This window comes from Mycobacterium sp. 2-64 (assembly GCF_035918375.1).
Lineage (GTDB): Bacteria > Actinomycetota > Actinomycetes > Mycobacteriales > Mycobacteriaceae > Mycobacterium > Mycobacterium intracellulare.
The window spans coordinates 3,085,107-3,106,981 of the sequence record NZ_CP142361.1 but is presented as its reverse complement, the minus strand read 5'-3'; the positions used below and the strand labels follow the sequence as shown (position 1 = coordinate 3,106,981).

24 protein-coding genes are annotated in these 21,875 nt (G+C 67.3%); 15 read left to right on the top strand and 9 right to left on the bottom strand.

Annotated elements, in window-relative coordinates:
- Positions 1-17 precede the first annotated feature (17 nt).
- The 3 genes from QGN31_RS14710 to QGN31_RS14700 all read right to left on the bottom strand — a co-directional run bounded on the left by QGN31_RS14710 (position 18) and on the right by QGN31_RS14700 (position 3,231).
- The gene (locus QGN31_RS14710) at positions 18-812 is read right to left on the bottom strand and encodes a CbbQ/NirQ/NorQ/GpvN family protein (RefSeq protein ID WP_009956403.1); all 795 of its coding nucleotides are present in this window, start codon (positions 810-812) and stop codon (positions 18-20) included.
- A 22-nt stretch (positions 813-834) separates the two neighbouring features.
- A complete protein-coding gene (locus QGN31_RS14705; protein WP_014941860.1) occupies positions 835-2,364 on the bottom strand; it encodes a nitric oxide reductase activation protein NorD in 1,530 nt (509 codons plus the stop codon).
- A gap of 219 nt (positions 2,365-2,583) precedes the next feature.
- Positions 2,584-3,231, bottom strand: coding sequence for a hypothetical protein (locus QGN31_RS14700; protein WP_009956400.1), 648 nt, complete (start codon positions 3,229-3,231; stop codon positions 2,584-2,586).
- Positions 3,232-3,621: 390 nt separating this feature from the next.
- Here QGN31_RS14700 and QGN31_RS14695 point away from each other — a divergent pair, with 390 nt between their 5' ends.
- Positions 3,622-4,725, top strand: a complete 1,104-nt coding sequence (locus QGN31_RS14695) for an NAD(P)H-dependent amine dehydrogenase family protein (protein WP_014384632.1) — start codon at positions 3,622-3,624, stop codon at positions 4,723-4,725.
- Positions 4,726-4,732: 7 nt separating this feature from the next.
- Here the strand turns inward: QGN31_RS14695 and QGN31_RS14690 are convergent, their stop codons facing one another.
- Positions 4,733-5,332: a TetR/AcrR family transcriptional regulator gene (locus tag QGN31_RS14690; protein WP_026071596.1), complete on the bottom strand. Its 600-nt coding sequence runs from the start codon at positions 5,330-5,332 to the stop codon at positions 4,733-4,735.
- A gap of 209 nt (positions 5,333-5,541) precedes the next feature.
- On the opposite strand from QGN31_RS14690, the gene QGN31_RS14685 reads away from it, so the two are divergent.
- From QGN31_RS14685 to QGN31_RS14670, 4 genes are all read left to right on the top strand, one after another.
- Positions 5,542-6,330 carry an SDR family NAD(P)-dependent oxidoreductase gene (locus QGN31_RS14685; protein WP_014941861.1) on the top strand — a complete coding sequence of 263 codons (789 nt, stop codon included), beginning with the start codon at positions 5,542-5,544 and terminating at the stop codon, positions 6,328-6,330.
- Positions 6,331-6,392: 62 nt separating this feature from the next.
- Positions 6,393-7,475 (top strand): NAD(P)H-dependent amine dehydrogenase family protein, encoded by a 1,083-nt coding sequence (locus QGN31_RS14680; RefSeq protein WP_036458891.1) that lies wholly within the window; start codon positions 6,393-6,395, stop codon positions 7,473-7,475.
- 67 nt (positions 7,476-7,542) lie between these two features.
- Entirely contained in the window at positions 7,543-8,295 is a 753-nt protein-coding gene (locus QGN31_RS14675) for a mycofactocin-coupled SDR family oxidoreductase (RefSeq protein ID WP_014384634.1), read from the top strand.
- Between the two features lie 111 nt (positions 8,296-8,406).
- The gene (locus tag QGN31_RS14670; RefSeq protein ID WP_009956392.1) at positions 8,407-9,027 is read left to right on the top strand and encodes a hypothetical protein; all 621 of its coding nucleotides are present in this window, start codon (positions 8,407-8,409) and stop codon (positions 9,025-9,027) included.
- A gap of 12 nt (positions 9,028-9,039) precedes the next feature.
- Here QGN31_RS14670 and QGN31_RS14665 read toward each other — a convergent pair whose 3' ends face one another.
- Positions 9,040-9,669, bottom strand: coding sequence for a TetR/AcrR family transcriptional regulator (locus QGN31_RS14665; protein WP_014941862.1), 630 nt, complete (start codon positions 9,667-9,669; stop codon positions 9,040-9,042).
- A 92-nt stretch (positions 9,670-9,761) separates the two neighbouring features.
- Here QGN31_RS14665 and QGN31_RS14660 point away from each other — a divergent pair, with 92 nt between their 5' ends.
- Positions 9,762-10,985 (top strand): cytochrome P450, encoded by a 1,224-nt coding sequence (locus QGN31_RS14660; RefSeq protein WP_043954826.1) that lies wholly within the window; start codon positions 9,762-9,764, stop codon positions 10,983-10,985.
- A gap of 74 nt (positions 10,986-11,059) precedes the next feature.
- Here QGN31_RS14660 and QGN31_RS14655 read toward each other — a convergent pair whose 3' ends face one another.
- Positions 11,060-11,728, bottom strand: coding sequence for a hypothetical protein (locus QGN31_RS14655; RefSeq protein ID WP_196232480.1), 669 nt, complete (start codon positions 11,726-11,728; stop codon positions 11,060-11,062).
- An 80-nt stretch (positions 11,729-11,808) separates the two neighbouring features.
- Between QGN31_RS14655 and QGN31_RS14650 the strand changes: the two genes are divergently transcribed.
- From QGN31_RS14650 to QGN31_RS14640, 3 genes are read left to right on the top strand one after another with little or no spacing between them, the layout of a single operon-like run.
- Positions 11,809-13,326 (top strand): carboxylesterase/lipase family protein, encoded by a 1,518-nt coding sequence (locus QGN31_RS14650; RefSeq protein WP_041784972.1) that lies wholly within the window; start codon positions 11,809-11,811, stop codon positions 13,324-13,326.
- A gap of 18 nt (positions 13,327-13,344) precedes the next feature.
- A complete protein-coding gene (locus QGN31_RS14645) occupies positions 13,345-15,348 on the top strand; it encodes a DUF7064 domain-containing protein (RefSeq protein WP_014384640.1) in 2,004 nt (667 codons plus the stop codon).
- Positions 15,345-15,845 carry a gluconokinase gene (locus QGN31_RS14640; RefSeq protein WP_014384641.1) on the top strand — a complete coding sequence of 167 codons (501 nt, stop codon included), beginning with the start codon at positions 15,345-15,347 and terminating at the stop codon, positions 15,843-15,845. Before QGN31_RS14645 ends, QGN31_RS14640 begins: the two co-directional genes overlap by 4 nt.
- A 70-nt stretch (positions 15,846-15,915) precedes the next feature.
- Here the strand turns inward: QGN31_RS14640 and QGN31_RS14635 are convergent, their stop codons facing one another.
- Positions 15,916-16,527 carry a TetR/AcrR family transcriptional regulator gene (locus QGN31_RS14635; protein WP_009956383.1) on the bottom strand — a complete coding sequence of 204 codons (612 nt, stop codon included), beginning with the start codon at positions 16,525-16,527 and terminating at the stop codon, positions 15,916-15,918.
- On the opposite strand from QGN31_RS14635, the gene QGN31_RS14630 reads away from it, so the two are divergent.
- Genes QGN31_RS14630 through QGN31_RS14615 form a run of 4 tightly spaced genes read left to right on the top strand, consistent with a single transcriptional unit; the run spans position 16,517 to position 18,886 of the window.
- The gene (locus QGN31_RS14630; RefSeq protein ID WP_326544625.1) at positions 16,517-17,521 is read left to right on the top strand and encodes an SAM-dependent methyltransferase; all 1,005 of its coding nucleotides are present in this window, start codon (positions 16,517-16,519) and stop codon (positions 17,519-17,521) included. The two genes, QGN31_RS14635 and QGN31_RS14630, sit on opposite strands and share 11 nt — an antisense overlap.
- Positions 17,522-17,548: 27 nt before the next feature.
- The gene (locus tag QGN31_RS14625) at positions 17,549-17,836 is read left to right on the top strand and encodes a hypothetical protein (RefSeq protein WP_014941865.1); all 288 of its coding nucleotides are present in this window, start codon (positions 17,549-17,551) and stop codon (positions 17,834-17,836) included.
- Positions 17,837-17,893: 57 nt separating this feature from the next.
- Entirely contained in the window at positions 17,894-18,283 is a 390-nt protein-coding gene (locus QGN31_RS14620) for a TA system antitoxin ParD family protein (RefSeq protein WP_014941866.1), read from the top strand.
- Between the two features lie 24 nt (positions 18,284-18,307).
- The gene (locus tag QGN31_RS14615; protein ID WP_014941867.1) at positions 18,308-18,886 is read left to right on the top strand and encodes a zeta toxin family protein; all 579 of its coding nucleotides are present in this window, start codon (positions 18,308-18,310) and stop codon (positions 18,884-18,886) included.
- A gap of 19 nt (positions 18,887-18,905) precedes the next feature.
- Here the strand turns inward: QGN31_RS14615 and QGN31_RS14610 are convergent, their stop codons facing one another.
- Positions 18,906-19,973, bottom strand: a complete 1,068-nt coding sequence (locus QGN31_RS14610) for a DoxX family protein (RefSeq protein ID WP_014380064.1) — start codon at positions 19,971-19,973, stop codon at positions 18,906-18,908.
- A 95-nt stretch (positions 19,974-20,068) separates the two neighbouring features.
- On the opposite strand from QGN31_RS14610, the gene pncA reads away from it, so the two are divergent.
- Positions 20,069-20,629 carry a pyrazinamidase PncA gene (gene pncA, locus QGN31_RS14605; protein WP_158020468.1) on the top strand — a complete coding sequence of 187 codons (561 nt, stop codon included), beginning with the start codon at positions 20,069-20,071 and terminating at the stop codon, positions 20,627-20,629.
- Positions 20,629-21,429: a nuclear transport factor 2 family protein gene (locus tag QGN31_RS14600; RefSeq protein ID WP_009956375.1), complete on the top strand. Its 801-nt coding sequence runs from the start codon at positions 20,629-20,631 to the stop codon at positions 21,427-21,429. The genes pncA and QGN31_RS14600 overlap by 1 nt, the downstream gene beginning before the upstream one ends.
- An 11-nt stretch (positions 21,430-21,440) precedes the next feature.
- On the opposite strand, the gene QGN31_RS14595 is transcribed toward QGN31_RS14600, so the two are convergent.
- Positions 21,441-21,791, bottom strand: a complete 351-nt coding sequence (locus tag QGN31_RS14595; protein ID WP_009956374.1) for a DoxX family protein — start codon at positions 21,789-21,791, stop codon at positions 21,441-21,443.
- Positions 21,792-21,875 lie beyond the last annotated feature (84 nt).

The following is a 21,875-nucleotide window of genomic DNA, read 5'->3' as shown; positions in this document are numbered from 1 at the left end:
GCCGGTTGCTCCTTTCCCTAGGGCGAACTGTTCGAGGTGGCCAGGCTGGCTGCCGCGACTTCACGCAGACCGTCGGTGACCGCGCCATCGGTGCTCAGCGGCGCGAGTATGCACGCGTCGGCGGCGTCCAATTCGGTTGCACCGGCCGCGATCAGCTGGGCGGCGGTGACCAGCACCCTGGTCGACGGCGGCTCGAAGTGGAAGGCATCGTCGGCCGTGCGGATCGCGACCGCGCACCCGACCAGTCGCTGGGCGGTGGCCAACGGGATTCCGGATTCGGCGACGATCACGTCGGCCTCGCGGTCGGGCGGCAGATAGTGCATCGCCAGCGTGACGAACCGTTGGCGGAACGAGGGTTTGAGCTCCTTGAGTGAGCTGCGATAGGCCGGGTTGTACGAACACACCAGCATGAACTCTTCGGGGGCTTTCACCACCTCGCCGGCGCGGTCCAGGTACAACGATCGTCGGTGATCGGTGAGCGAGTGCAGGATCGCCAAGGAGTCGTGGCGGGCCTCGACGACTTCGTCGAGGTAGCAGATCGCGCCGGCTTTGACGGCCCGGGTGAGCGGGCCGTCGGTCCAGACGACGTCGCCGCCGGTCACCATGAAGCGGCCGACGAGGTCGGAGCTGGTGAGGTCGTCGTGGCAACTGATCGTGACTACCGGTCGCTGCAGCAGCGAGCCCATGTGTTCGACGAACCGGGTTTTGCCGCACCCGGTCGGGCCGGTCAGCATCACCGGCAGGCGCCGTTGAAAGGCCTGTTCGAACAGCTGAACTTCGTTGCCGTTGGCGAAATATGTGTCGGTGGTCATCTCTTCCTCAATCGGTCGGCATTCACGCTGCGACCAGTTCGCGATGGACATGGGCCAATACCCGGGGTAATTCCTCGATGCGCCGGATCCGTTGCGACCGGCGCGGCCCGAACACCTCCGGGAGGGGGTCGACCCGGGTCGGCCCGACGCCCACGTAATACATCGACACCCCGGCCTCGTTGGCCTCCTCGACGGCGTGCGCGGCATCGGCCCAGGCGTAACGGCCCTCGTAGCCTTCATCGGAGATCAGCCCGTCCCCGATGATGATCAGCAGGCGCCGCTCGGAGGCCTGGGCCAGCAGGCGGCTGGTCAAATGGCGCAGCGGCGCACCGAGTCTGGTGTAGCCGCGGGTGGACAGGCCCAGCCCGCTCGGCGGCACGAACCGGCGGTCTTCGAAGTCCTTCAGGCACCGCACCTCGACCCGGTGCCGGGTGTTGCCGGTGAACACGAAAACGCCATGGCGTTCGCGCGCCAGCGTCATGGCACGCGAAAGCGCGTCGGCACAGGCCAATTCGAGCTGGAACACCCGGCCCCCGTGCACCCCCAGCGACGAGCTGCCGTCGAGCAGCAATGCGGTGGTGACGTCGCGACTGCTGGGCAGCAGGTCGCGAAACACCCTCGGCTCCTTGGCCTCGCCCGTCGTCAGGTCGATGTAGTGGCTGACGTATTGGTCGACGTCGAGGTCCGAGCCGTCTTCGAGTCGGCTGGTCATTGCACGGTGGGTGTGTTCTTCGAACCACTTGCGGACGTCGACGGCCACCGGCACCGGACGGCGCAGGCGCCGGCCGTCGGCGTGCTCGACGACAGCGACGTGGTCGTGCATGAATCGCTGTGTCCACATGTTCCACTCGGGATAGGGAATCCCGGGCCGGTGTTGGGGTGTGACGTCGAGATCGTTGTCCTGCGGCCGGCTCGGCGGCGGCAGGTTCGGGTTGCGGACGCCCCCGTCACCACCGACCGGAACTGAGTATGGCCGCGGAAGACGCTTCTGCGTCGTGGTCCACGGCATCCTCCCGAAGCTGCGTCGCAACCTATCGGTCAATCCCTGCGGCGCCGTGTAGGCCAGCGGCAAAGCGCCCAGCAGCGGCGGGACCGCCAACTCCCGGCCGGTGGCCGCCAATCCGATTGCCCTGTCGAGCATCTGGGTGCCGTCCATGTCCGCGGCCTCGGGGTGGACGTCGGGGAGCAGCCGTTGGACCTCGGGAAGCAGGCCGGGCCAGCGCGACGCGATCCAGCCGAGCGCGACGCCGCCTTCGACGAGCGTGAGCGCGCGCAGTTCGCGCGCGGACAGCTCGTTCAGCCGAAATTCGGTGACGCGTTCCTTCGATGGCGAGCATTGCAGGGCCACCCCGCAGGTCAGGGTTCTGCGTGTCCAGTCGGAGGGGGCGGGGTAGGGGACGTGGACGAACGTGAGCCCCGCGTTCAACCCGAAGCCCCGTCGCTCACCGGTGACGAGCCGCACCCCTTCTCGGCGTTGCTCGCTCAGCGCGACCGCCGTCACCGCGCAACTGCGTTCCAGCGCCATCGCATGGCCGTCGGAATGCTCAGTCATCGGCCCAATCCCGCGCTCCGCGAACCCCGGCTCAGAACGTGCCGATGTTGGAGAACAGCCAGTACCAGAACCAGATGATCAGTCCGGTGCCGCCCCACGCGGCGACATAGCGAAAAATCTCCCACAGATAGCCCACGATGTGACCTCCTCGGTGCCGTGGTCAGTTGATGCGTGCTGAGATGTCGAGAACTCTCGTGAACCGAAGGCGCGTCGGGCATTTCAGTCGGAGAAGAGTTCGCGGTTGACGGTGTGCAGATAGGGGATGGCCAAAAACGGGGTGATGTAGAAGATGTCGTAGAGCCACCAGCCGACGACCGGGAGCACGACGCCGGCGAAGCGCACGTCGGCGAACATCGTCATGTTGAACACGTAGGTGATCCAAATGACCACGCCCATCCAGCAGGTGATGACCATCCACTGGTGGCCCCACCGCTTCATCTGCAGAAACCCGATGGCGGCGGCGATCCGCATGGTGAAGACGGTCAGGATCAGCCCGACCTCCAGGGCTTTCTCGCCGGGCCCCGCCGCGCCGCCGACCCACAGCTCGTTGTAGTGCCAGAAGTAGCCGGCGTCGAACATGTTGCCCCACCCGTTGAGCAGCACGCGCGCGAGGATGGTGTGGTTCGCCACCAGATCAAGCGCCCACCCTACGGTGTTGATGGCGGCGTCGATGATGACGAGATAGCCGAGCAGGGTGACCAGCATCGGCCGGACCGAGAGGCCGTCGCGTTGCGCCCGGCGCAGCAGCCGCACCCCCCAGAGGAACAGCGGCAGCCCGAAAACACCCAGGGCTGCCGTGCCGATCAGGAGGCTGCCGGAGATAAGCCATTTGTCCGCCCGCTGCTGCGCGAGCCGTGAGCGTTCCATGTGCTCGTCGATGGCCAGACCCGGCGATGGGGCAGAGCCGGGCGAGCGCGTGGCTGCACCTATCCCGGCGTCGCGCTGATGCAGCTTCGGCAAATTCACGAACCCTCCCCGCCATCGACACTGATTGGACCGGCGAGTGCACTATAACAGGCTGACTACAGTCAGCAGAAGACGCGCACCGGGTCGGCGACGAACCGTCAGCGAGATTCGCCCCAATTCCCGCAGTTCGTGCGTGCCACAGGGCTAATGCGGAGTTCACGCCGCCTGTCCACGCCCCACCAGCGGAGCGACAGTACTGACGAAAGTCAGCTGGTATTCGTTGACACGCCCGTTGCCAGACGCCTACGCTCAGCGAGCGCTCAGGCATTCTGGCCATGCAAAGGAGTAGCGATGACGCTCAAGTCGCCGGCCGAGAAGAAATATCGTGTAATCCAATGGGGCGTCGGCAATGTCGGAACGATCGCGCTGCGTCATTTTGTGCACAACCCTGCCTACGAACTGGTCGGCGTCCTGTGCAATCGACCGGAGAAAGTCGGCAAGGACGCCGGTGAGCTCTGCGGCAAACCGCCGACCGGCGTGCGGGCGACCACCGACAAGGATGCCATCGAGGCACTCGACGCCGATTGCGTGTTCTATGCGCCGCTATGGTCCGACCCCGACGAGGTGTGCCGCCTGCTGCGCGGCGGCAAGAATGTCGTCGCTTCGGGTGGGGCGTGGTGGTATCGGACCGAGCACAGTCAGGCGGACATCGACAAGATCGATGCCGCGTGCCACGAGGGCGGCACGTCGTTTCATGCGGGTGGTGTCAACCCCGGGTTCGCCGGAGACCTGCTCGTCCTGACGCTGGCCCGAATCATCAGTCAGATCGACACAATTCACATCTACGAGGTGGTGAATTTCGGGCGCGACACCCTGAAGTACCTGTTCGAGATGGGGATGGGCAGCGACCCGGCCGGGTTCGAAGATGGCCCGAATCTGCTGGGACAGGCATGGCCGTTGTTCGCCCAGTCGATGGCGATGGTCGTCGAGGGACTGGGCAAAACAGTCGAGCGATACACGACCGAGGTGGAGCTCGGGAGCGCCACCCGCGACATCCCCTTCGAGGGAGGGGAGCGCAGCGACATGCCGGGCTTCAAGGGCGTGATCAAAAAGGGGACTGTCGCTCGCCAGCACCACAAGTGGACGGCGTGGGTGGACGGCAGACCCCTCATCGTCTTTCACGAGATCTACACGATGGACACCTTCGACGCCATTGAACCGCAGGAGGATTGGCCCCAGCACTACCACTACCGCATTGTGATCGAGGGCGATTCCTCCACCGAGCTGATCCTGCAGGGCGCGCAGGACCCCAACGGCGGATACGCGCTGCCCGGATACACCTGGACCGCGATGGGCCCCGCGAACGCCATACCCGCGGTCTGCGACGCTCCGCCGGGGTTCATGTCCCACAAGGAACTCGGCCTGATGCCGCTGCGCGGCGTCATACGCCCCTAGCGGCGGGTCAGGGTTTCAAACTTCGCAACGTCCTCGCGACGTAGTCTTCCAGCAGCGCATGTCCGGTCGGCCAGTGGTTGGTGGTGATCAACAGGGCGTAGAGACCCAGCAAGAAGAACACCGCACTGTTCATGGGATTGACGTGCGGATCCGTCTCACCGCGTTCCTGCGCAAGCGCGATTTCCTGGGCGACCAAGACGATCAACGGGTGATCGCGGCCGTCCTCGGTCTGCGGACGGGTCTGCGAGAAATGCAGCGCGAGAAAGTCATTGAAGAGCCGATCGCCCAGCCGGCGTTCCAACCCGGCCACGAGGCGGACCGCCTCGCCCAACGCGGAAGCGAGATCGTGCTTGGACTTCAGGAATTGGGCGAACTGCTTGGCTATGCGGTCCTCTTCGCGGCGCTCGAGCTCCAGCAGCACATGCTCCTTGGTGGGGAAATGGAAGAAGAACGTCCCGTGCGCCACGCCCGCGGCGGCCACGATGGCACTGACGTCCGCCTCGGCCATGCCGGCCCGGGCGAACTCCGCGATCGCGGCCCCCATCAAACGCTCCCTCGTCTGCAGACGCTTCGCTTCTCGGGTCGACAGCCGATCCGTCACAGCCATGTGTTTCCTCACAGTTGACCCGACTCATGCAAGAGTTGCGGGGCTCAACGGCCCATTATGCCGTGTCCGCGCCAAAAACGCTTGCATAACTTGATCATTCTCAGACACTCAACGGTACCGCGGACGCCGATCACGCGAATTCGTTGACTTTAGTCAGCCCAGTTCATAGATTGAACGGCGCACCCCACGCACGATCGAAGGAGCTCGGCATGGCGTTGGAACAGTTCCAGCTTGATGGGCAGGTCGCGATCGTGACGGGCGCCGGGAAAGGCGTCGGGGCGGGCATTGCCCGGGTGTTGGGGGAGGCCGGCGCCACGGTTGTGGGGACCGCGCGTACCGAGGCGGATATCGTTGGCACGATTGAAGGCATCGAGGCCTCGGGCGGCAAAGGGCTGGCGCTCGTCGCGGACGCGATGAGCCGCCCGGACGGCGAGCGCGTCGTGAACACGGCCATGGAACGCTTCGGGCGCATCGACATTCTCGTCAACAACGTCGGCGGCTCCACCTATGCGCGCTTTCTGGACATCACCGACGAAGACTTCCGGCACACCTTCGACTGGTGCGTGACATCAGCGTTCAACATGAGCCAGCTCGTCGCCCCGCACATGATCAGCGCGGGACGCGGATCCATCGTCAACATCTCGTCCGGTTCCGCCCGGTTCGGCATCCGCGCGTTGACGGCCTACTGCGTCGCGAAGGGCGGCCTCGAGGCGCTCACCCGCGCGATGGCACAGGAACTCGCGCCGAAGATCCGCGTCAACGCCATTGCGTTGGGATCGTTCGCCACCGACGGCCTGCGGGGCAGCCTGGACTTGATGCCCGGATCGCTGGAGAAAATGCAGGAGGCCACCCCGCTGCATCGGCTCGGTGACGTCGAGGATCTCGGGCGGCTGACGGTGTACCTGTGCACGCGCGACTGCTACGCGACGAACGCGATCTTCCACGTCGACGGCGGCATCGACTCGAACAACTCGCCGCTTCCAATCCCCGATTACTGACCTGGACCGCGACGCAACGCGCCATGATGGGTCATCGCCCACGGTCGGAAGGATGAGGGTAAGTGCGCAGAGTCATACAGTTTTCCACCGGGAATGTGGGCCGGCACTCGTTGCGGGCCATCATCGGCCGACCGGATCTGGAACTGGTCGGCGTGCACGCCGCCAGCGCCGACAAGATCGGCAAGGACGCGGCGCAGCTCTGCGGGCTGGACGAGCCGACCGGCATCATCGCCACCGACGATATCGACGCACTGCTCAATCTTGGCGCCGATTGCGTCGTCTACACGTCTCAGGGTGAGACGCGACCCATGGAAGCCATCGAACAGATGGCCAAGTTCCTCGCGGCGGGCATCAACGTCGTTGGCACATCGATGGTCTGGCTGGTGACACCCCGCCATGCCGACGATTGGTTGCGCGAGCCCTTGGAGCGCGCGTGCGCGGCAGGCAACGCCTCGCTCTACGTCAACGGCATCGACCCCGGCTTCTCCGGCGATACGCTGGTGCATTCGGCGGCCAGCCTGACCACGCGGATCTCGTCGATCACCGTGCAGGAGATCTTCGACTACGGAAACTACGACGATGCCGAGTTCACCGGTGCGGCAATGGGGTTCGGAACCACGCCCGACGACGACTCGCCGATGATGTTCTTGCCCGGGGTGATCGTGGCGATGTGGGGCGGTCAGGTCCGCAGTCTGGCCGACCATCTCGGGATCACGCTCGACGACGTGCGCCAGCGCTGCGAGCCGTGGTACACGCCCGAACGCATCGAATGCACGATGATGACCGTCCAGCCGGGGCAGATGGCCGCGGTCCGATTCGCCACCGAGGGCGTGCGCGACGGCAAGCCGGTCATCACCCTCGAGCACGTCACCAGGCTCACCCCGGCCGCCGCGCCCGACTGGGAATTCCCGCCCGATGGCCACACCGGTGTGCACCGCGTCGTCGTGGAGGGCGAGCCGCGGGTGGAGATCAACACCCATGTATCCCACCCCCTTTACGATTCCACCGATGCCGGCTGCATCTCCACCGCCGGCCGGGCGGTCAACGCGATCGACTGGGTGTGCCGCGCGCCCCAAGGGCTGATCGGGGTCGAGGACATCCCATTGTCAGCGACGATGCGCGGATTGATGTGGAACGAGCACTGAACTGACCACCCCGGCTCCAGGACGCGTTGCCGGTAAACGCATTCTGATCACCGGCGCCGCCCGCGGCATGGGGCGCGGCCATGCGCTGCGGCTTGCGCAGGAGGGCGCGGACCTCATCCTCGTCGACATCTGCCAATCCATGCCGCAGATTGAATATCCGTTGGCCACCGAGGATGACCTCACCGAAACAGTAAGGCTGGTACGGGATTTCGGTCGCCGATGCGTGAGTCGCGTTGTCGATGTCCGCGACGAGGCGCAACTGTGTTCCGCGGTCGACGAGGGAGTCGGCGAGCTGGGCGGCCTGGACGGCGCGGTCGCCAACGCCGGCGTGCTCACGGTGGCGCCGTGGGACAAGACCACTGCCGAACAGTGGCGCACGGTGGTCGACGTGAACCTGATCGGCGTCTGGAACACCTGTGCGGCCGCGATACCGCACCTGCTCGAGCAAGGTGGAGGCAGCCTGGTCAACATCAGCTCCGCCGGCGCCATCAAGGGATTCCCGCTGCAGACGCCCTACACGGCGGCCAAGCACGGCGTCGTCGGCTTGACGCTGGCCTTGGCCAACGAGCTGGCGGCGCAGAACGTGCGTGTCAACGCCGTGCTTCCCACGGGCGTGCCCACCGGGATGGTTCCGCCGTCGTTCGGGCCTCTCCTGGGAGAGCAGCGTTCCGATCTCATTCCCATCTTCGTCAATGCGATGCCCGCGCCGGCTGTCGAGCCCGCCGACGTCAGCAGCGCAGTGCTGTTCCTGCTTTCCGACGAGTCCAGATACGTGACCGGGCTGGAGTTCAAGGTCGACGCGGGCGTCACCATCAACTGAAGCGAAACTCGTCCGATGGCGATTTGCCCGCCGGCCCACATAGTTTGCGTGTTCACACTGCGGGTGGCCCGGGTACGGGTTACAAATAGCTGACCTCACAAAGGAGGGCTCATGACAAAGGTCCGGACGTCCGCGGTCGGCCTGGCTGCCGCCGCGATGCTGCTCAGCGCCGCGATCGCCGGCTGCGGCGAGGACAAGAACTCGACTGCGCCATCGGGTCCGGCCGCGTCGTCGAGCGCGGCCGTCTCGTCGAGCGCCCCGTCTTCACCCGGGGCGCCGGCGAACTACAGCTCCTTGCTCATCCAGGCCGCCGACGTCGGCCCGCACGCCACCGCTGACGGGCCGCCCAGCCAGAATCCGGGCGGCATCGTCGGCGTGGGGCAGGTCTTCAAGAACCCCGACGGCAAGCGCACCATCATCGACACGATCGCGGTCTTTCCCGACGCGGCGACGGCCGACAAGACGGCCGCGAACATGCGCGACGTCGTCGGCAAGAAGGTCAGCGGCGAGCAGCAGCCCATCGACGTCGGCACCAACGGATTCATGGTGATCGGGCAGAGCACCGACCCGGCCAATCCGATGGAGATCTCTGAGGCGGTATTCGTCGAGGGCAGGGCCATGGTCGATATGGAATTCGACTGTGTCATAGGCAATCCCACGCCAGCCGACATCCTGCTCGATCTCGCGCGCAAACAGGACGCCGCGGTCAAGGCGGGTCTGCCGGCTAGCTGAGCGGCCGTTCCTTCACAGCGGCCAGCCGTCCGGCTGCAGTGTGTAGCGCAGTTCGGCCGCCGGGGGCAATGGCCGCCGCTCATCAACCGATATGGCATCGACGACCAGGGCGACGTAGCGTCGCCAGCCGTCGCTGTCGGAATCCATCGTCGAGAGCACGCTGAAGAGCATGGCGATCAGCCGAGGCAGGTCGTCGCTGACCAGGTCGGCGCGAATCCTGCCGAGACGCTGGCCCTCGCGGGCAAGCTCGGCGAGCGCGGCATTGAGCGACATGGAGATGTCGGACGTGAGGGACCCGGCCCGGCGGGCGGCGGCCAGCAGGCTGTGTTCGCGCGCGCCGAGCGAGATCGCCGCTTCGATCAATTGGGTCAGGCCGCGCAGAGGATCCGTCGCGCGGCGGGCGGCGTCGATCACCGGCGTGAGATCCTCGGCGATGCTCTGTTCCAGCGCCGCCAGGACGAGATCCGCCTTGGTGGGAAACCTGCGGTAGAGGGTTCGTTCGCCGACGCCGGCCCGGCGAGCGACCGCCTCCACCGGGGCGTCCGGGCCCAACTCGCCGTAGACCTCGCGCGCCGCGCGCAGTATGCGCTCGACGTTGCGCGCCGCGTCCGCCCGCAACGGCCGGTCCTCCACCGCGGTCATCGTGACAGCGTAACCGACAGTTGACTACCGACAACGGTCCCTTTACGCTCTACAACTGGCAGGTAACTGACAGTTAATGGGAAACGCGGCTTATGTCAATATCTTTCGAGGCGTCCGACTCCTGCTCGGACGCGGAGCTTCCGGCACTGCCCGTGCCGCGTCCCGCCCACTGTCCGCTCGCAACGCCGGTAGAGTTCGCGAGCTGGCGGGAAGAGCCCGGGCTACGACAGGCGATGTTCCACGGCAATCCGGTCTGGGTGGTGAGCCGCTACTCCGACATCAGGGCAGCGCTGGTCGATCCGCGGCTGTCCGCGAAGACCATTCCGGACTCCATCATGCCCACCAACGCCGACAACGAGGTCCCGGTGATGTTTGCGCGCACCGACGATCCCGAGCATCACCGGATCCGGCGGATGATGACCGGCAACTTCACCTTCAGGCGTTGCGAATCGATGCGGCCGCAGATCCAGGAGATGGTCGACCATTTTCTTGACGAGATGATCGCGGTGGGGCCGCCTGCCGATCTGGTGCGTGAATTCGCCTTGCCGGTGCCATCATTGGTGATTGCGCTGCTGCTGGGCGTGCCGCCCGAAGATCTCGAGCTTTTCCAGCGCAACACCACTGCCGGGCTCGACCAGAAGACGTCCGAGGCGGAAAAGGGACAGGCCTTCGGGGCGATGTACGCCTACATCCAGGAGTTGGTGCAACGCAAGGAGCGCGAACCCGGCGACGATCTGATCAGCCGCATGATCACCGAGTACGTCGCGACGGGTCAACTCGACCACGCGACCGCGGCGATGAACAGTGTGATCATGATGCAGGCGGGTCACGAGACCACCGCCAATATGATCTCACTGGGAACGGTTGCGCTGCTGCAACATCCGAGCGCCTTCGAGCGGCTCGGCCAGACCGACGATCCCGCCCTCATCGCGAACGTCGTCGAAGAGCTGATGCGCTATCTGAGCATCGTGCACAGCCAGGTCGACCGTGTGGCGACCGAAGATCTGGTGATCGGTGGCCAGTTGATCCGGGCGGGGGAGTTCGTGATGATGAACCTGCCCGCCGGAAACTGGGACACCGAATTCGTCGACGACCCAGAGAGTTTCGACATCCGTCGAAACACGCGCGGACACTTGGGTTTCGGGTACGGCGTGCACCAGTGCATTGGGGCCAACCTGGCCCGCGTGGAAATGCAGGTCGCGTTCGCCACCCTCGCGCGACGGCTGCCCGGGCTGAAGCTGGCCGTTCCGCGGGAGGAGTTGCGGTTCAAAGAGGCCGACATTTACGGCATGAAAGAGCTTCCGGTCACCTGGTGAACCGCCGAACGTGGAGTTGTTGGTGTCGAATGCCGCGATTTCACGCGACAACTCGAAGTTGGGCAATGAAATCCTCAGCAGCTGAACGCCGCGCCGACCCCGTCGGGCGGCGGCACCGACTTCAGGCAGCCGAAGGGCTGAATGCCGGCGGGCGCAAAACGCGCCGCCGACTGATGCGCGTAGTTCACGCAATACAGGCCGGCCTGGTCGGCTCGGCACCGATAGTCGCCGAACGACAGCGAGTCCCCATTCGCCAGCTCCGGTCCGTTGCCGTTGACGAAGGGGCCGGGGTCGGCCCGCGCGGCTCCCACCTGCAGGTGCACCCCGTCGAAGGTGACCCAACCGCCCTGCCATTCGCCATAGGCGGTCGCGGGCGCCGGCGCCGGAGTGGCCAGGTTCACCAGGCAATTCAGCGCGCCGTCGGTGTGCGCGGCATCCGTCATGCAGGAGACTTTGCCGCCCACCGCCGCCAGGGCGATGTCGCTGCCCAGGGGTGTGGCCACACCGTCGCGGGCCGCCGTGTGGTAGCGGCCAGGATCGGCGGGGTGGGCCGCCTCTATCCACGCGATGACGTCGGAGACCGCGGCGCCGGCGGCCGGCGCGGCGGATGCTCCTGGCGTCTTGCTTCCGGACGGGCCAACGGAGGTCTGGGTGGAACTCGGCGTCGGCTCGGAATGGTTGCCCGTGGTGTGTGAGCAGCCGGCGACCAGTACCGACGCGGCGATCATCGCAGCTATCCGCATCCAGTCAGGCTAACCGCCGCGCCGGGCAAATAAGGCGCTGCGCGCGCGTTAACGCCGTCATGTCGGTTACCGTCGGGTTTATGCATCACCGGACTGTCCGCGCACACACGGCCACCGGCACCGTCGAGGGCTTCACCAGGGACGGGGTCAATCGGTGGCGGTCGATCCCGTATGCCCGTCCACCGGTGGGAAACCTGCGCTTCCGGGCGCCGCAGCCGGCGGCACCGTGGTCGGGAGTGCGGCACTGCCACGGCTTCGCCAATTGCGCACCCCAGCAGCGCCGTTACACCCTGCTCGGCCTGTCCGGGCTGGGCGGCCGCTATCAGCCGATGAGCGAGGACTGCCTCACCCTCAACGTCGTAGCGCCCGAGGGTGCCATGGAGGGGCCGCTGCCGGTGATGGTCTTCATCCACGGCGGCGGGTACTTCCTGGGCAGCTCGGCGACACCGCTCTACGACGGCGCGGCCCTGGCACGCCGGGGATGCGTGTACGTGTCGGTGAACTACCGGCTGGGCGCGCTGGGATGTGTGGACTTCTCGTCGCTGTCGACGCCCGACATCACCATTGACAGCAACCTGTATCTGCGCGATCTGGTGCTGGCGTTGCAGTGGGTGCGCGACAACATCGCCGGATTCGGCGGTGACCCGGACAATGTGACGATCTTCGGCGAGAGCGCCGGCGCGTGCATCACCGCCTCCCTGCTGGCCGTGCCGTCCGCCAAAGGCCTGTTCGCCCGGGCCATTTCGGAGAGTCCCGCATCGGGCCTGACGCGATCCAAAGAGGTTGCCGCCGAGTTCGCGAACCGCTTCGCCGGCCTGCTGGGCGTGCGCAAGCAGGACGCCGCCGACGCTCTGATGCGGGCGTCGGCCGCCCAACTGGTGAAAACCCAGCACGCATTGATCGACGAGGGCATGCAGAACAGGCTGGGCGCCTTCCCGATTGGCCCGGTCGTCGGGGACGACGTGCTGCCGATGGATCCCGTTGAGGCGATGCGGCGCGGTGACGCGCACCCGGTACCGCTGATCGTCGGCACCAACGCCGAAGAGGGCCGGCTGTTCACCCGGTTCCTGGCGATGTTGCCGACCAACGAATCGATGGTCGAAGAGCTGCTGGCCGAGGCGGACCCCGCTATCCGCGAACGCATTACCGCCGCGTACCCGGACTACCCCGAGCGGGCGGCGTGCATCCAGCTCGGCGGCGACTTCGCGTTCGGATCGGCGGCCTGGCAGATCGCCGAGGCCCACAGCGCGCACGCGCCGACCTACCTCTACCGGTATGACTACGCCCCGCGCACGTTGCGCTGGTCGGGTTTCGGCGCCACCCATGCCACCGAGTTGTTGGCCGTCTTCGACGTCTACCGCACCAGATTCGGCGCCCTGCTGACCGCGGCGGCCGACCGGCGCGCCGCGTTGCGGGTCAGCAACCAGGTGCAACGGCGGTGGCGCGCCTTCAGCCGCACCGGCGTCCCGGGCGAGGATTGGCCCCGCTACAACGCCACCGACCGCGCCGTGATGGTCTTCGACCGCAAATCGCGGGTCGAGTTCGATCCACACCCGCACCGCCGGATGGCCTGGGACGGCTTCTCACTCGCGCACTGACCTGGCACGCTAACCCTCATGCACGCCGAGACCGAGCAAGTCATCGAAACCCCGAGTAACCTCACCGCCTCCTGGTTGGCCGCGGTGATCGGCACCGGACCCATCGCCGACTTCTCGGTCGAGCGCATCGGCACCGGGCAGATGAGCGAGTGCTACCGCATCCGGCTCAACTACGCGCAGGCCGACGGCGGGCCCGCGTCGGTGGTGCTCAAGGTCGCCGCCACCGACCCGGTGAGCCGGCAGACCGGGCTGGCTCTGGGACTCTACGAGCGGGAGGTCCGCTTCTACGGCGACATCGCGCCGCGGCTGGGCGGGCCCATCGCGCCCTGCTATCACGCGGCGGTCGACACCTCCACGGGCGTGTTCGACCTGCTGCTGGGCGACGCGGGTCCGGCCGTGGTCGGCGATGAAATCGCCGGCGCCACAATCGAACAGGCCCGCCTCGGCGCCGTCGAGCTGGGACGGCTGCACGGCCCGTTGCTCGGCGACGTCTCGCTGGCCGAAGCGCCGTGGCTCAACCGTGACGCGCCGCTGAACCAGGCGATGATCACCCCGCTGTACGCGGGGTTCGTCGACCGTTACGGCGACCAGATCGCACCGGAGCACCGCGTGGTGTGCGAGCGCCTGGTTGCCGCGTTCGACGCCTACCTCGACCAGGAGGCCCAGGCGTCCGGGATACAGGGTCTGGTGCACGGCGACTACCGGTTGGACAACATGCTGTTCGGTACCTCGGGCGCCGACCGCGCGCTGACGGTGGTCGACTGGCAGACGGTGTCGTGGGGACCGGCACTGACCGACCTGTCCTATTTCCTCGGGTGCGCGCTGCCCACCGAGGACCGCCGCGAGCACTACGACGCGCTGCTGCGGGCATACCACGAGGCGCTGGGACCCGACGCGCCCCTGACCCTGGCCGACGTCGCCGACGGCGTGCGCCGGCAGAGCTTTTTCGGCGTGATGATGGCGATCGTCTCCTCGATGCTGGTGGAGCGCACCGACCGTGGTGACCAGATGTTCATGACGATGCTGCGCCGGCACTGCGATCACGTCCTTGACACGGACGCGCTGGCGACGCTGCCGGCGGCGGTGGCATCCGAGCCGTTGCAACCGGTGCCGGAGGATGAGCTCGCCCACGATCCGACCGCCGAACCGCTGTGGAGCGAGAGCTGGTACGCCGACTTCGCCGACACCGCACAGGGATTGGGCGGCTGGTTCCGCCTCGGCCTGGTGGCCAACGAGCAAACCGCATGGGTACACGTGCTGCTGTGCGGCCCCGACATGCCAACCGTCGCGGTCGACGCGCAGGTCCCGCTGCCGGCGGACCCGTGGACGGTGCGCACCGACGAGTTCGAGCTCGGACATTCCGCCGGTACGCCGTTGCAGAGCTACCGCGTCGATGTGCGGGCGAGGGCTCAGGCTTACCCCGACCCGGCTGCGCTGTTGCGTGGGGAATCCGGCACGCCCGTCGCGATGTCCATGAACCTGGTGTGGGACACCGACGGCACCCCATACCAGTACGGGCTCACGACGCGATATGAGATTCCCTGCACCGTCTCGGGCACCGTCACCGTCGGCGACACCAGCTACCGCCTCGACGCGGTGCCCGGCCAGCGCGATCACTCCTGGGGTGTGCGCGATTGGTGGAGCATGGATTGGATCTGGAGCGCACTGCACCTGAACGACGGCACCCATCTGCACGGCGTCAACATCCGCATCCCGGGTGCACCGGCATTCAGCATCGGCTACACCCAGCGCGCCGACGGCCGGGTCACCGAGCTGCAGACCGTCGACTCACGAGAGTCCTTCGACGACAACGGGTTACCGCTGGAGGCGACGCTGACGCTCAACCCGGGGGAGATCACCGCCAACGTGGACGTCCGCGGCCAGGCGCCGGTCCGGCTTGTCGCCGCCGACGGGCGGGTCAGCCAGTTCCCCCGCGTCTGGGCCACGATCACCACCGCCGACGGGCGCAGCGGCGTCGGCTGGCTGGAATGGAACCGCAACCTCGGCGAACAATCCGGGTGAGCCGATCGGCTCCCGTCGTGGTGATGGGCGTATCCGGATCGGGCAAGTCGACGGTCGGGGCGGCGCTCGCGCGACGCACGCGGGTCCCGTTCGTTGACGCCGACACGCTGCACCCGGCCGCCAACATCGCCAAAATGGCGGCCGGCGAACCGCTCGACGACGACGACCGCTATCCCTGGCTGGACAAGGTCGGCGAATGGCTGGCGGCTCACCGCGACGGCGGGGTGGTGAGCTGTTCGGCGCTGAAAAAGGAGTACCGCGACCGGCTGCGCGCGCACTGCCCGGGCGTCGAGTTCCTGCATCTGTCCGGTTCGGCGGAACTGATCGCCGGCCGGCTGGCGGCCCGGACCGACCACTTCATGCCGGCCGCGCTGCTGCGCTCGCAACTGGACACCCTTGAGGCCCTCGGCCCGGACGAGGCGGGCATGACCGTCGACGCCGGCCAAGACGTCGAGGCGATCATCGACGCCGTCTTGAGGTCACGGCGGGACCCCTGACGACGCGGCCGATCGAAATGCCTACCGGTGAAAGCGATTCGCGTCGACGCGCGGCGACATTCCGCCGCCGCTAGTGGCCGGCGCCCCCGGCGTCCTGGGGCAGTTCGGTCAATGCCTCGAATGCCTCCGTGAACAGGGCGGCGATGTCGCGGTCGCTGGCGGTGGCGATCGGCTCCTTGTGCAGGAGGACGCGCAAGACGCCAATGCCCAGAAGCAGGGCGGCGACCATGTCGGCGCGGAGTCGAGGTTCGTCGGCCCGGATCCGGCGGGAGAGGTTGCGGGTCAAGCCGTTTTCGAGCTGGGCGTTGAGGCGTGCGACGACGTCGGGGTCCCCGCTCGAGCGCAGGAGCGCGAACAGCGGGGCGTCGCTGTCTTGCCGGGCTTGTAGCACTCGTTCGATCAGGGTCTGGCCCACCGCGCTGTCGGTGGCCCGGCGGATGGCTTCGACGTTGCCGGAAATGTTCGTGGCTTCGTCGAATAGCTGTTGCTTGGAACCGAAGTAGCGCCTGATGAGCATCACGTCGACGCCGGCTTGGGCAGCAATCGCACGCAGCGAGGTGGCCCGATAACCGTGTCGCAAGAACTGTTCGCGCGCCGCCGTCAGCAGGCGCGCTTTTGTGGCGGCGGCATCGCGCCGCGGCGGGCTCCCGTCCGGGCCGACGCCGGTCGACGTGCGCTTCATCGTGCTCCCTCAGAAATTTATCTACAACTGTAGACATGATGGGCCGGCGCGGCATAACATTGGCAATGTCTACGTTTGTAGACATGCTGCCGATGAGGCCGGCGGCCAGGCATCGAAGGCGGGTCACCGTATGGCTGAGCGTCCGCAAACGGGTTCAGGACCAACGGGCATTGGCGCGACTTCCCTCGGTGGGGCGGTGCTGCGGGCCGAGGAAAGCTCACGCACGGACCGATTGTTCAACGACCCGTATGCGCGCGCATTCATCGACCGCGCTGATCCTGACGGATCTATGTGGGACGCCGCGGGTCTGGCCCGTGACTTTTTCCGGCTCATGGCCGGGCAAGTCGCGGTGCGCACCCGATTCTTCGATCAAGCGCTTCTCGATGGCGCGGCGACCGGCATCGGCCAGGTCGTCCTGCTCGCCTGCGGCATGGATAGCAGGGCATTTCGTCTGCCTTGGCGGGCCGGCACCACGGTCTACGAAATCGATCAGCCCGAGGTTCTGGCCTTCAAATCCGATGTGCTGCAAGAGATGCACGCCCAGCCGCGCTGCCGTCGTGTCGTCGTGCCGGCGGATTTGAGGACCGATTGGCCGGCACGCTTGGTGGGAGCGGGGTTCGAGCCCGCGAAGCGGACGGCCTGGCTCGCCGAAGGGATCCTCTACGCTCTTAACGCCGATGCCGCGGACGGCTTGCTCGGTCGGATCAGCTCCTGCTCGATCCTCGGCAGCATCCTGGCGCTGGATCACAACGAGGACTCCGAGCTCCTTCGCGCCGCGCGCGCGGCGATCTCACCCGAGCTCGTCTCGATGTGGCGGGGCGGCCCGTCGGGTGATCTCGGCCCTTGGCTGAATCAACATGGTTGGCGCGGCGACATCCGCGACGTCGGTCAGGTCGCCGCCGATTACGGCCGCAACGCGCCGCCCGCCTTCGAATCCGGCCGCGACGGGGCCAGCCGCGCCTGGCTGGTCACCGCAGCGAAAACCACGCCGTAAAAGCCAACGCTGTCAGGAGGATTCGTCATGGCCGGGGTAATGCTCGTCATACAACAAGTTGCCAGCGTCGAGCAATGGAGCGCCGTCTTCCGCGATCCGGCGCTCGATGCCGTGCGCCGCGATCACGGTTTGGTGGTCACCGGGACCTACGTGGATGCCGCCGATGCCAGGACGGTCATCGTCGTCATGGACATGCACGACCTCGACAAGGCACGCGAATTCGCCACCTCGCGGGAACTGGCCACAGCCCGCGAAAAGGCCGGCGCGATCGGCGCCCCGGAGGGGGTGTGGTACGGGCAGCGACAGATCCGGTGACGCCGGTGTAGCATCTTGCTACAAGTTGTAACGGGGTGCTGCATCACGGAGGAAGTCATGGCCGACGCTCCCGATCGTGTGACCCGCGTGGCGTCCGACCTGATGGACAGCGCGGCCTCCGAAGGCGCCCGCCAGAGCCGTTCGGCCAAGCAGCAACTCGACCACTGGGCGCGTGTCGGGCGCGCGGTGTCCAGCCAGCACACCGCCTCGCGTCGGCGGGTCGAGGCCGCGCTGGCCGGCCAGCTGGCGACCGGCGAACTCACCGTCGAGGAAGGCGTGGTGTTCAACGCCGAGGTCTCCGCGGCCATCGACGAAAGCCTGGTGCACGCCGACTACGGGGCGACGCTGGCCGGGCATGGCGTCACCACGGTCGCCCTCAACGAGGACGGCGACATCGTCGAGCACCGGCCCGACGGCGCCGCCGTGGTGCTGGCGCGCGGGCGCTGACCCGGCGTTCGCCGGCGCGGTCCGATGCAGCGACTTGACCTGGTGGTCGGGCCGAACGGTGCCGGCAAGTCGACCTTCATCGCGTTCACGCTGGCGCCGCTGTTGCCCGGCAGCCCGGTCGTCAACGCCGATGAGATCGCAAGGCAGCGCTGGCCGGGGGATGCGGCGGGGCGCGCCTACGACGCCGCGCAAATCGCCGCCGCCACGCGCGCGAAGTTGATCGACCTGGGGCGGTCGTTCATCGCGGAGACCGTGTTTTCCCACCCGTCGAAGCTGGACCTCATCCGCACCGCCCTCCGAGCGGGCTTCACCGTCGTCCTGCACGCGATGCTCATCCCGGAAGACCTTGCCGTCGAACGTGTCCGGCACCGCGTGCGGGCCGGCGGCCACGACGTACCGGAAACCAAGGTTCGCGAGCGCCATCGTCGCTTGTGGACACCGGTCACCGACGCCATCGCGCTTTCCGACGTCGCCACCGTCTACGACAACGGCCGGCTGCGCGGGCCGCGCATTGTCGCCCGCCTCAGCGGCGGCATGATTATCGGTTCACCGGACTGGCCGGCGTGGGCTCCGGAGATCTTGCGGTCGCGCTGGCCGGACTAGCTGCACCAGCCCGACGCAATCACCAGGACAGCTTGCGCCGACGGGTCTCGACCTGCCCGCCGACGCGCTCGCGTGCGGTGTCGGCCAAGTGGCTGCCGCGCTTGCGCGCGGTCTCGGCGAGTTCCTCGGAGCGCGCCCGCGCCGTGTCGGCCAGCTTCTCACTGCGCTTGCGCGCCTTCTTGGCGAGCTTCTCGCTGCGTTTGCGCGCCTTCTTCGCCAGCGGTGCGGCCCGATCGGCGGCCTCATCGGCGAGCTCTTCGCCGCGCTTACGCGCCTTCTCGGCCAGATAGGCCGCGCGGTCGGCGGCCTCATCGGCCCATTCCTCCCCGCGCTTGCGGGCCTTCTTCGCCAGCGGCTTGCTGCGCTCGGCCGCGGTGCTGGCCAACTCGCGGCCGCGCTCCAGCGCGGTCTCGGCATATGGCGCACCGCGCTGCGCCGCCGTGCTGGCCAATTCGCGGCCGCGTTCCAGCGCGGCTTCGGCGTAGGGCGCACCCCGTTCCGCCGCGGTGCTGGCCAGCTCGCGGCCGCGTTCGGCGCCGACGTGCAGGCCGTGCGCGATCCGGTCGCCCAGCTCCGACAAGTCGCTGTCGAAGGCCGAATCGTCGGATCCGGGCCACGCCGACGACACCCGCTCGGAGAGCCGTTCGGCCGCGCGGCGTCCACGCCACCCCAGCGACGGCTTACCCGCGGTGTCGGCGGAGGCGATCAACAGTCCGCCCAACAGGCTCAGGTCGGTCAGAAACTGCTGCCGTTTCTGGGCTTTGACCGCCGGATCGCTTTCGTTCCAGAACGAGTGCGCCCCAATGTTGGCCGGTAACACCGTCACCGCCAGCGCGGCCGAAGCGATGCGCGGAAGCTTCCCGCTGGCGAGCAGCAGGCCACCACCGATCTGGACGGCCGCGGTGATTTGGGCGACCGTCTCGGGGTCGCTCGGAATGTTGGCGCTCACCGAATCCGGCAATGCCTGCAAGCCGTCCACTGCCGGCGCCGCCGCCTGGGCCGCCGATTTGGGGTTGAGTAGTGAATTGACTCCTTGCCCGATGAATGCGACTGACAACAGGGGTCGCGCGATTCTCCTGATCACCATGGCCGGTGTATTACCCGACTGCCTGTCGAGCAAACCGTGACGCCGATTTGCGCAGCTAGGGCGGCGCTCTGGCCCGGCGGGATAGTGTGGAGCTCGTGCGAGCGTTGATCATCGTCGACGTGCAAAACGATTTCTGCGAGGGCGGCGCCGTGCCGGTGGCCGGCGGCGCCGCGGTGGCGCCCGCCATCAACGCCTACCTGTCTAGCGCGCCGGGCTATCGCCACGTGGTGGCCACCCAGGACTTCCACATCGACCCGGGCGGGCATTTCTCCGACCGGCCGGACTATTCCTCGACCTGGCCGCCGCACTGCGTCGCCGGAAGCGCGGGCGCGGAATTTCGGCCCGACTTGGACACCGCGCGCATCGATGCCGTCTTTCGCAAAGGCGCGTACTCCGCGGGGTACAGCGGGTTCGAAGGTGCCGACGAGAACGGGACCCCCCTCCTGGAGTGGTTGCGGCAGCGCGGCATTGACGACGTCGACGTGGCCGGCATCGCCACCGACCATTGCGTCCGGCGGACCGCCGAGGACGCGGCGCGGGCGGGCCTGAAGACCCGGGTGCTCGTCGACCTGACCGCGGCCACCACAGCGGATGCGGCCGCCCAGGCGCTGGCGGAATTGGAATCCGTCGGCGTCGAATTGGTGGGGGGATCGTAATGGTGGTGCCGCTGGACCGGGAACGTCTACTCGCGGCGGTGGAGCGCTCACCGCAGGCGGCCGCCGCGCACGATCGGGCCGGATGGGTGGGGCTGTTCACCGGCGACGGCCGCGTCGAGGATCCGGTGGGCTCGCGGCCCCACGTGGGGCATGAACAGATCGGCCGTTTCTACGACACGTTCATCGGCCCGCGTGACATCAAATTCCACCGCGATCTCGACATCGTCGTCGGCACGACGGTCTTGCGCGATCTCGAGCTCGAGGTCGCCATGGGCCCCGCCGTGACCATGTACATCCCCGCATTCCTGCGCTACGACCTCCGAGAAGCCAACGGCGAGTGGCTGATCGGCGAACTACGGGCGTATTGGGAACTGCCCGCCATGATGGCGCAGTTCCTGCGCACCGGACCGGGCGCGGTGAGCCCGGCGCTGCACCTGTCCAAAGGCCTGCTGACCAATCAGGGATGGCGGGGGAGCGCGGGATTCATGGCCGGATTCCGTCGGGCGGGGGCGCGCCACCAACGGCTGGTGCGGACTTTCCTCGCCGCCGCCGCGCGAGGAGACGCATTCGCTGCGGCACGTGCGCTATCATCAACGGCCGCAATAACTTTGGGTGATCGCGATCCGCTCGAGCTGGCCGAATTGGTGGAACAACTGGACGGGGCCGGCGCGACCAAGACCAAGAGCGCCGGCCCGACGGTCGCGGTCTCCATCAACTCGGACCACGGGCGCGCCATCATGTTCGCCGATGTGACGCGGCGCGGCGACGCGATCGAGCGGATCCGGTACTTTCCCTGCTGATCCGACGATGTTCAGCGGGCGAGCATCAGCGCCAGCGACGTTGCGGACAGGCACAAGTAGGCCCCGGGGAACGCGATGTTGTACAGGACCCGCGCCTTCACATGCGTCAACACCGCGCCGACGAAGAACAGGACCAGGCCTGCGGCGGCGGCGATGCCCAGTTCGCGTGCGCCCAGCAGCCCGACCACGATACCGGCGGCTCCGGCCAGCTTCACGGCGCCCAACGCCGGTAACCACGAACGCGGCACCCCGACTTGGGCGGAGTTCGCCAGCACGAATCGAGCCGGAACGAGATCGGCGATGGCGATCGCGGCGGTGACGGCCGCGGTCGACAGGGTGACCACGACAAGTGCGGTGTTCATGTGGATCAATCCCTTGTCGCGCAGCGAGTTCCGCGGCGAATTGTCTGGTTACTGAGCGCGCCGCGGCGCACAATCGGTAGGGTC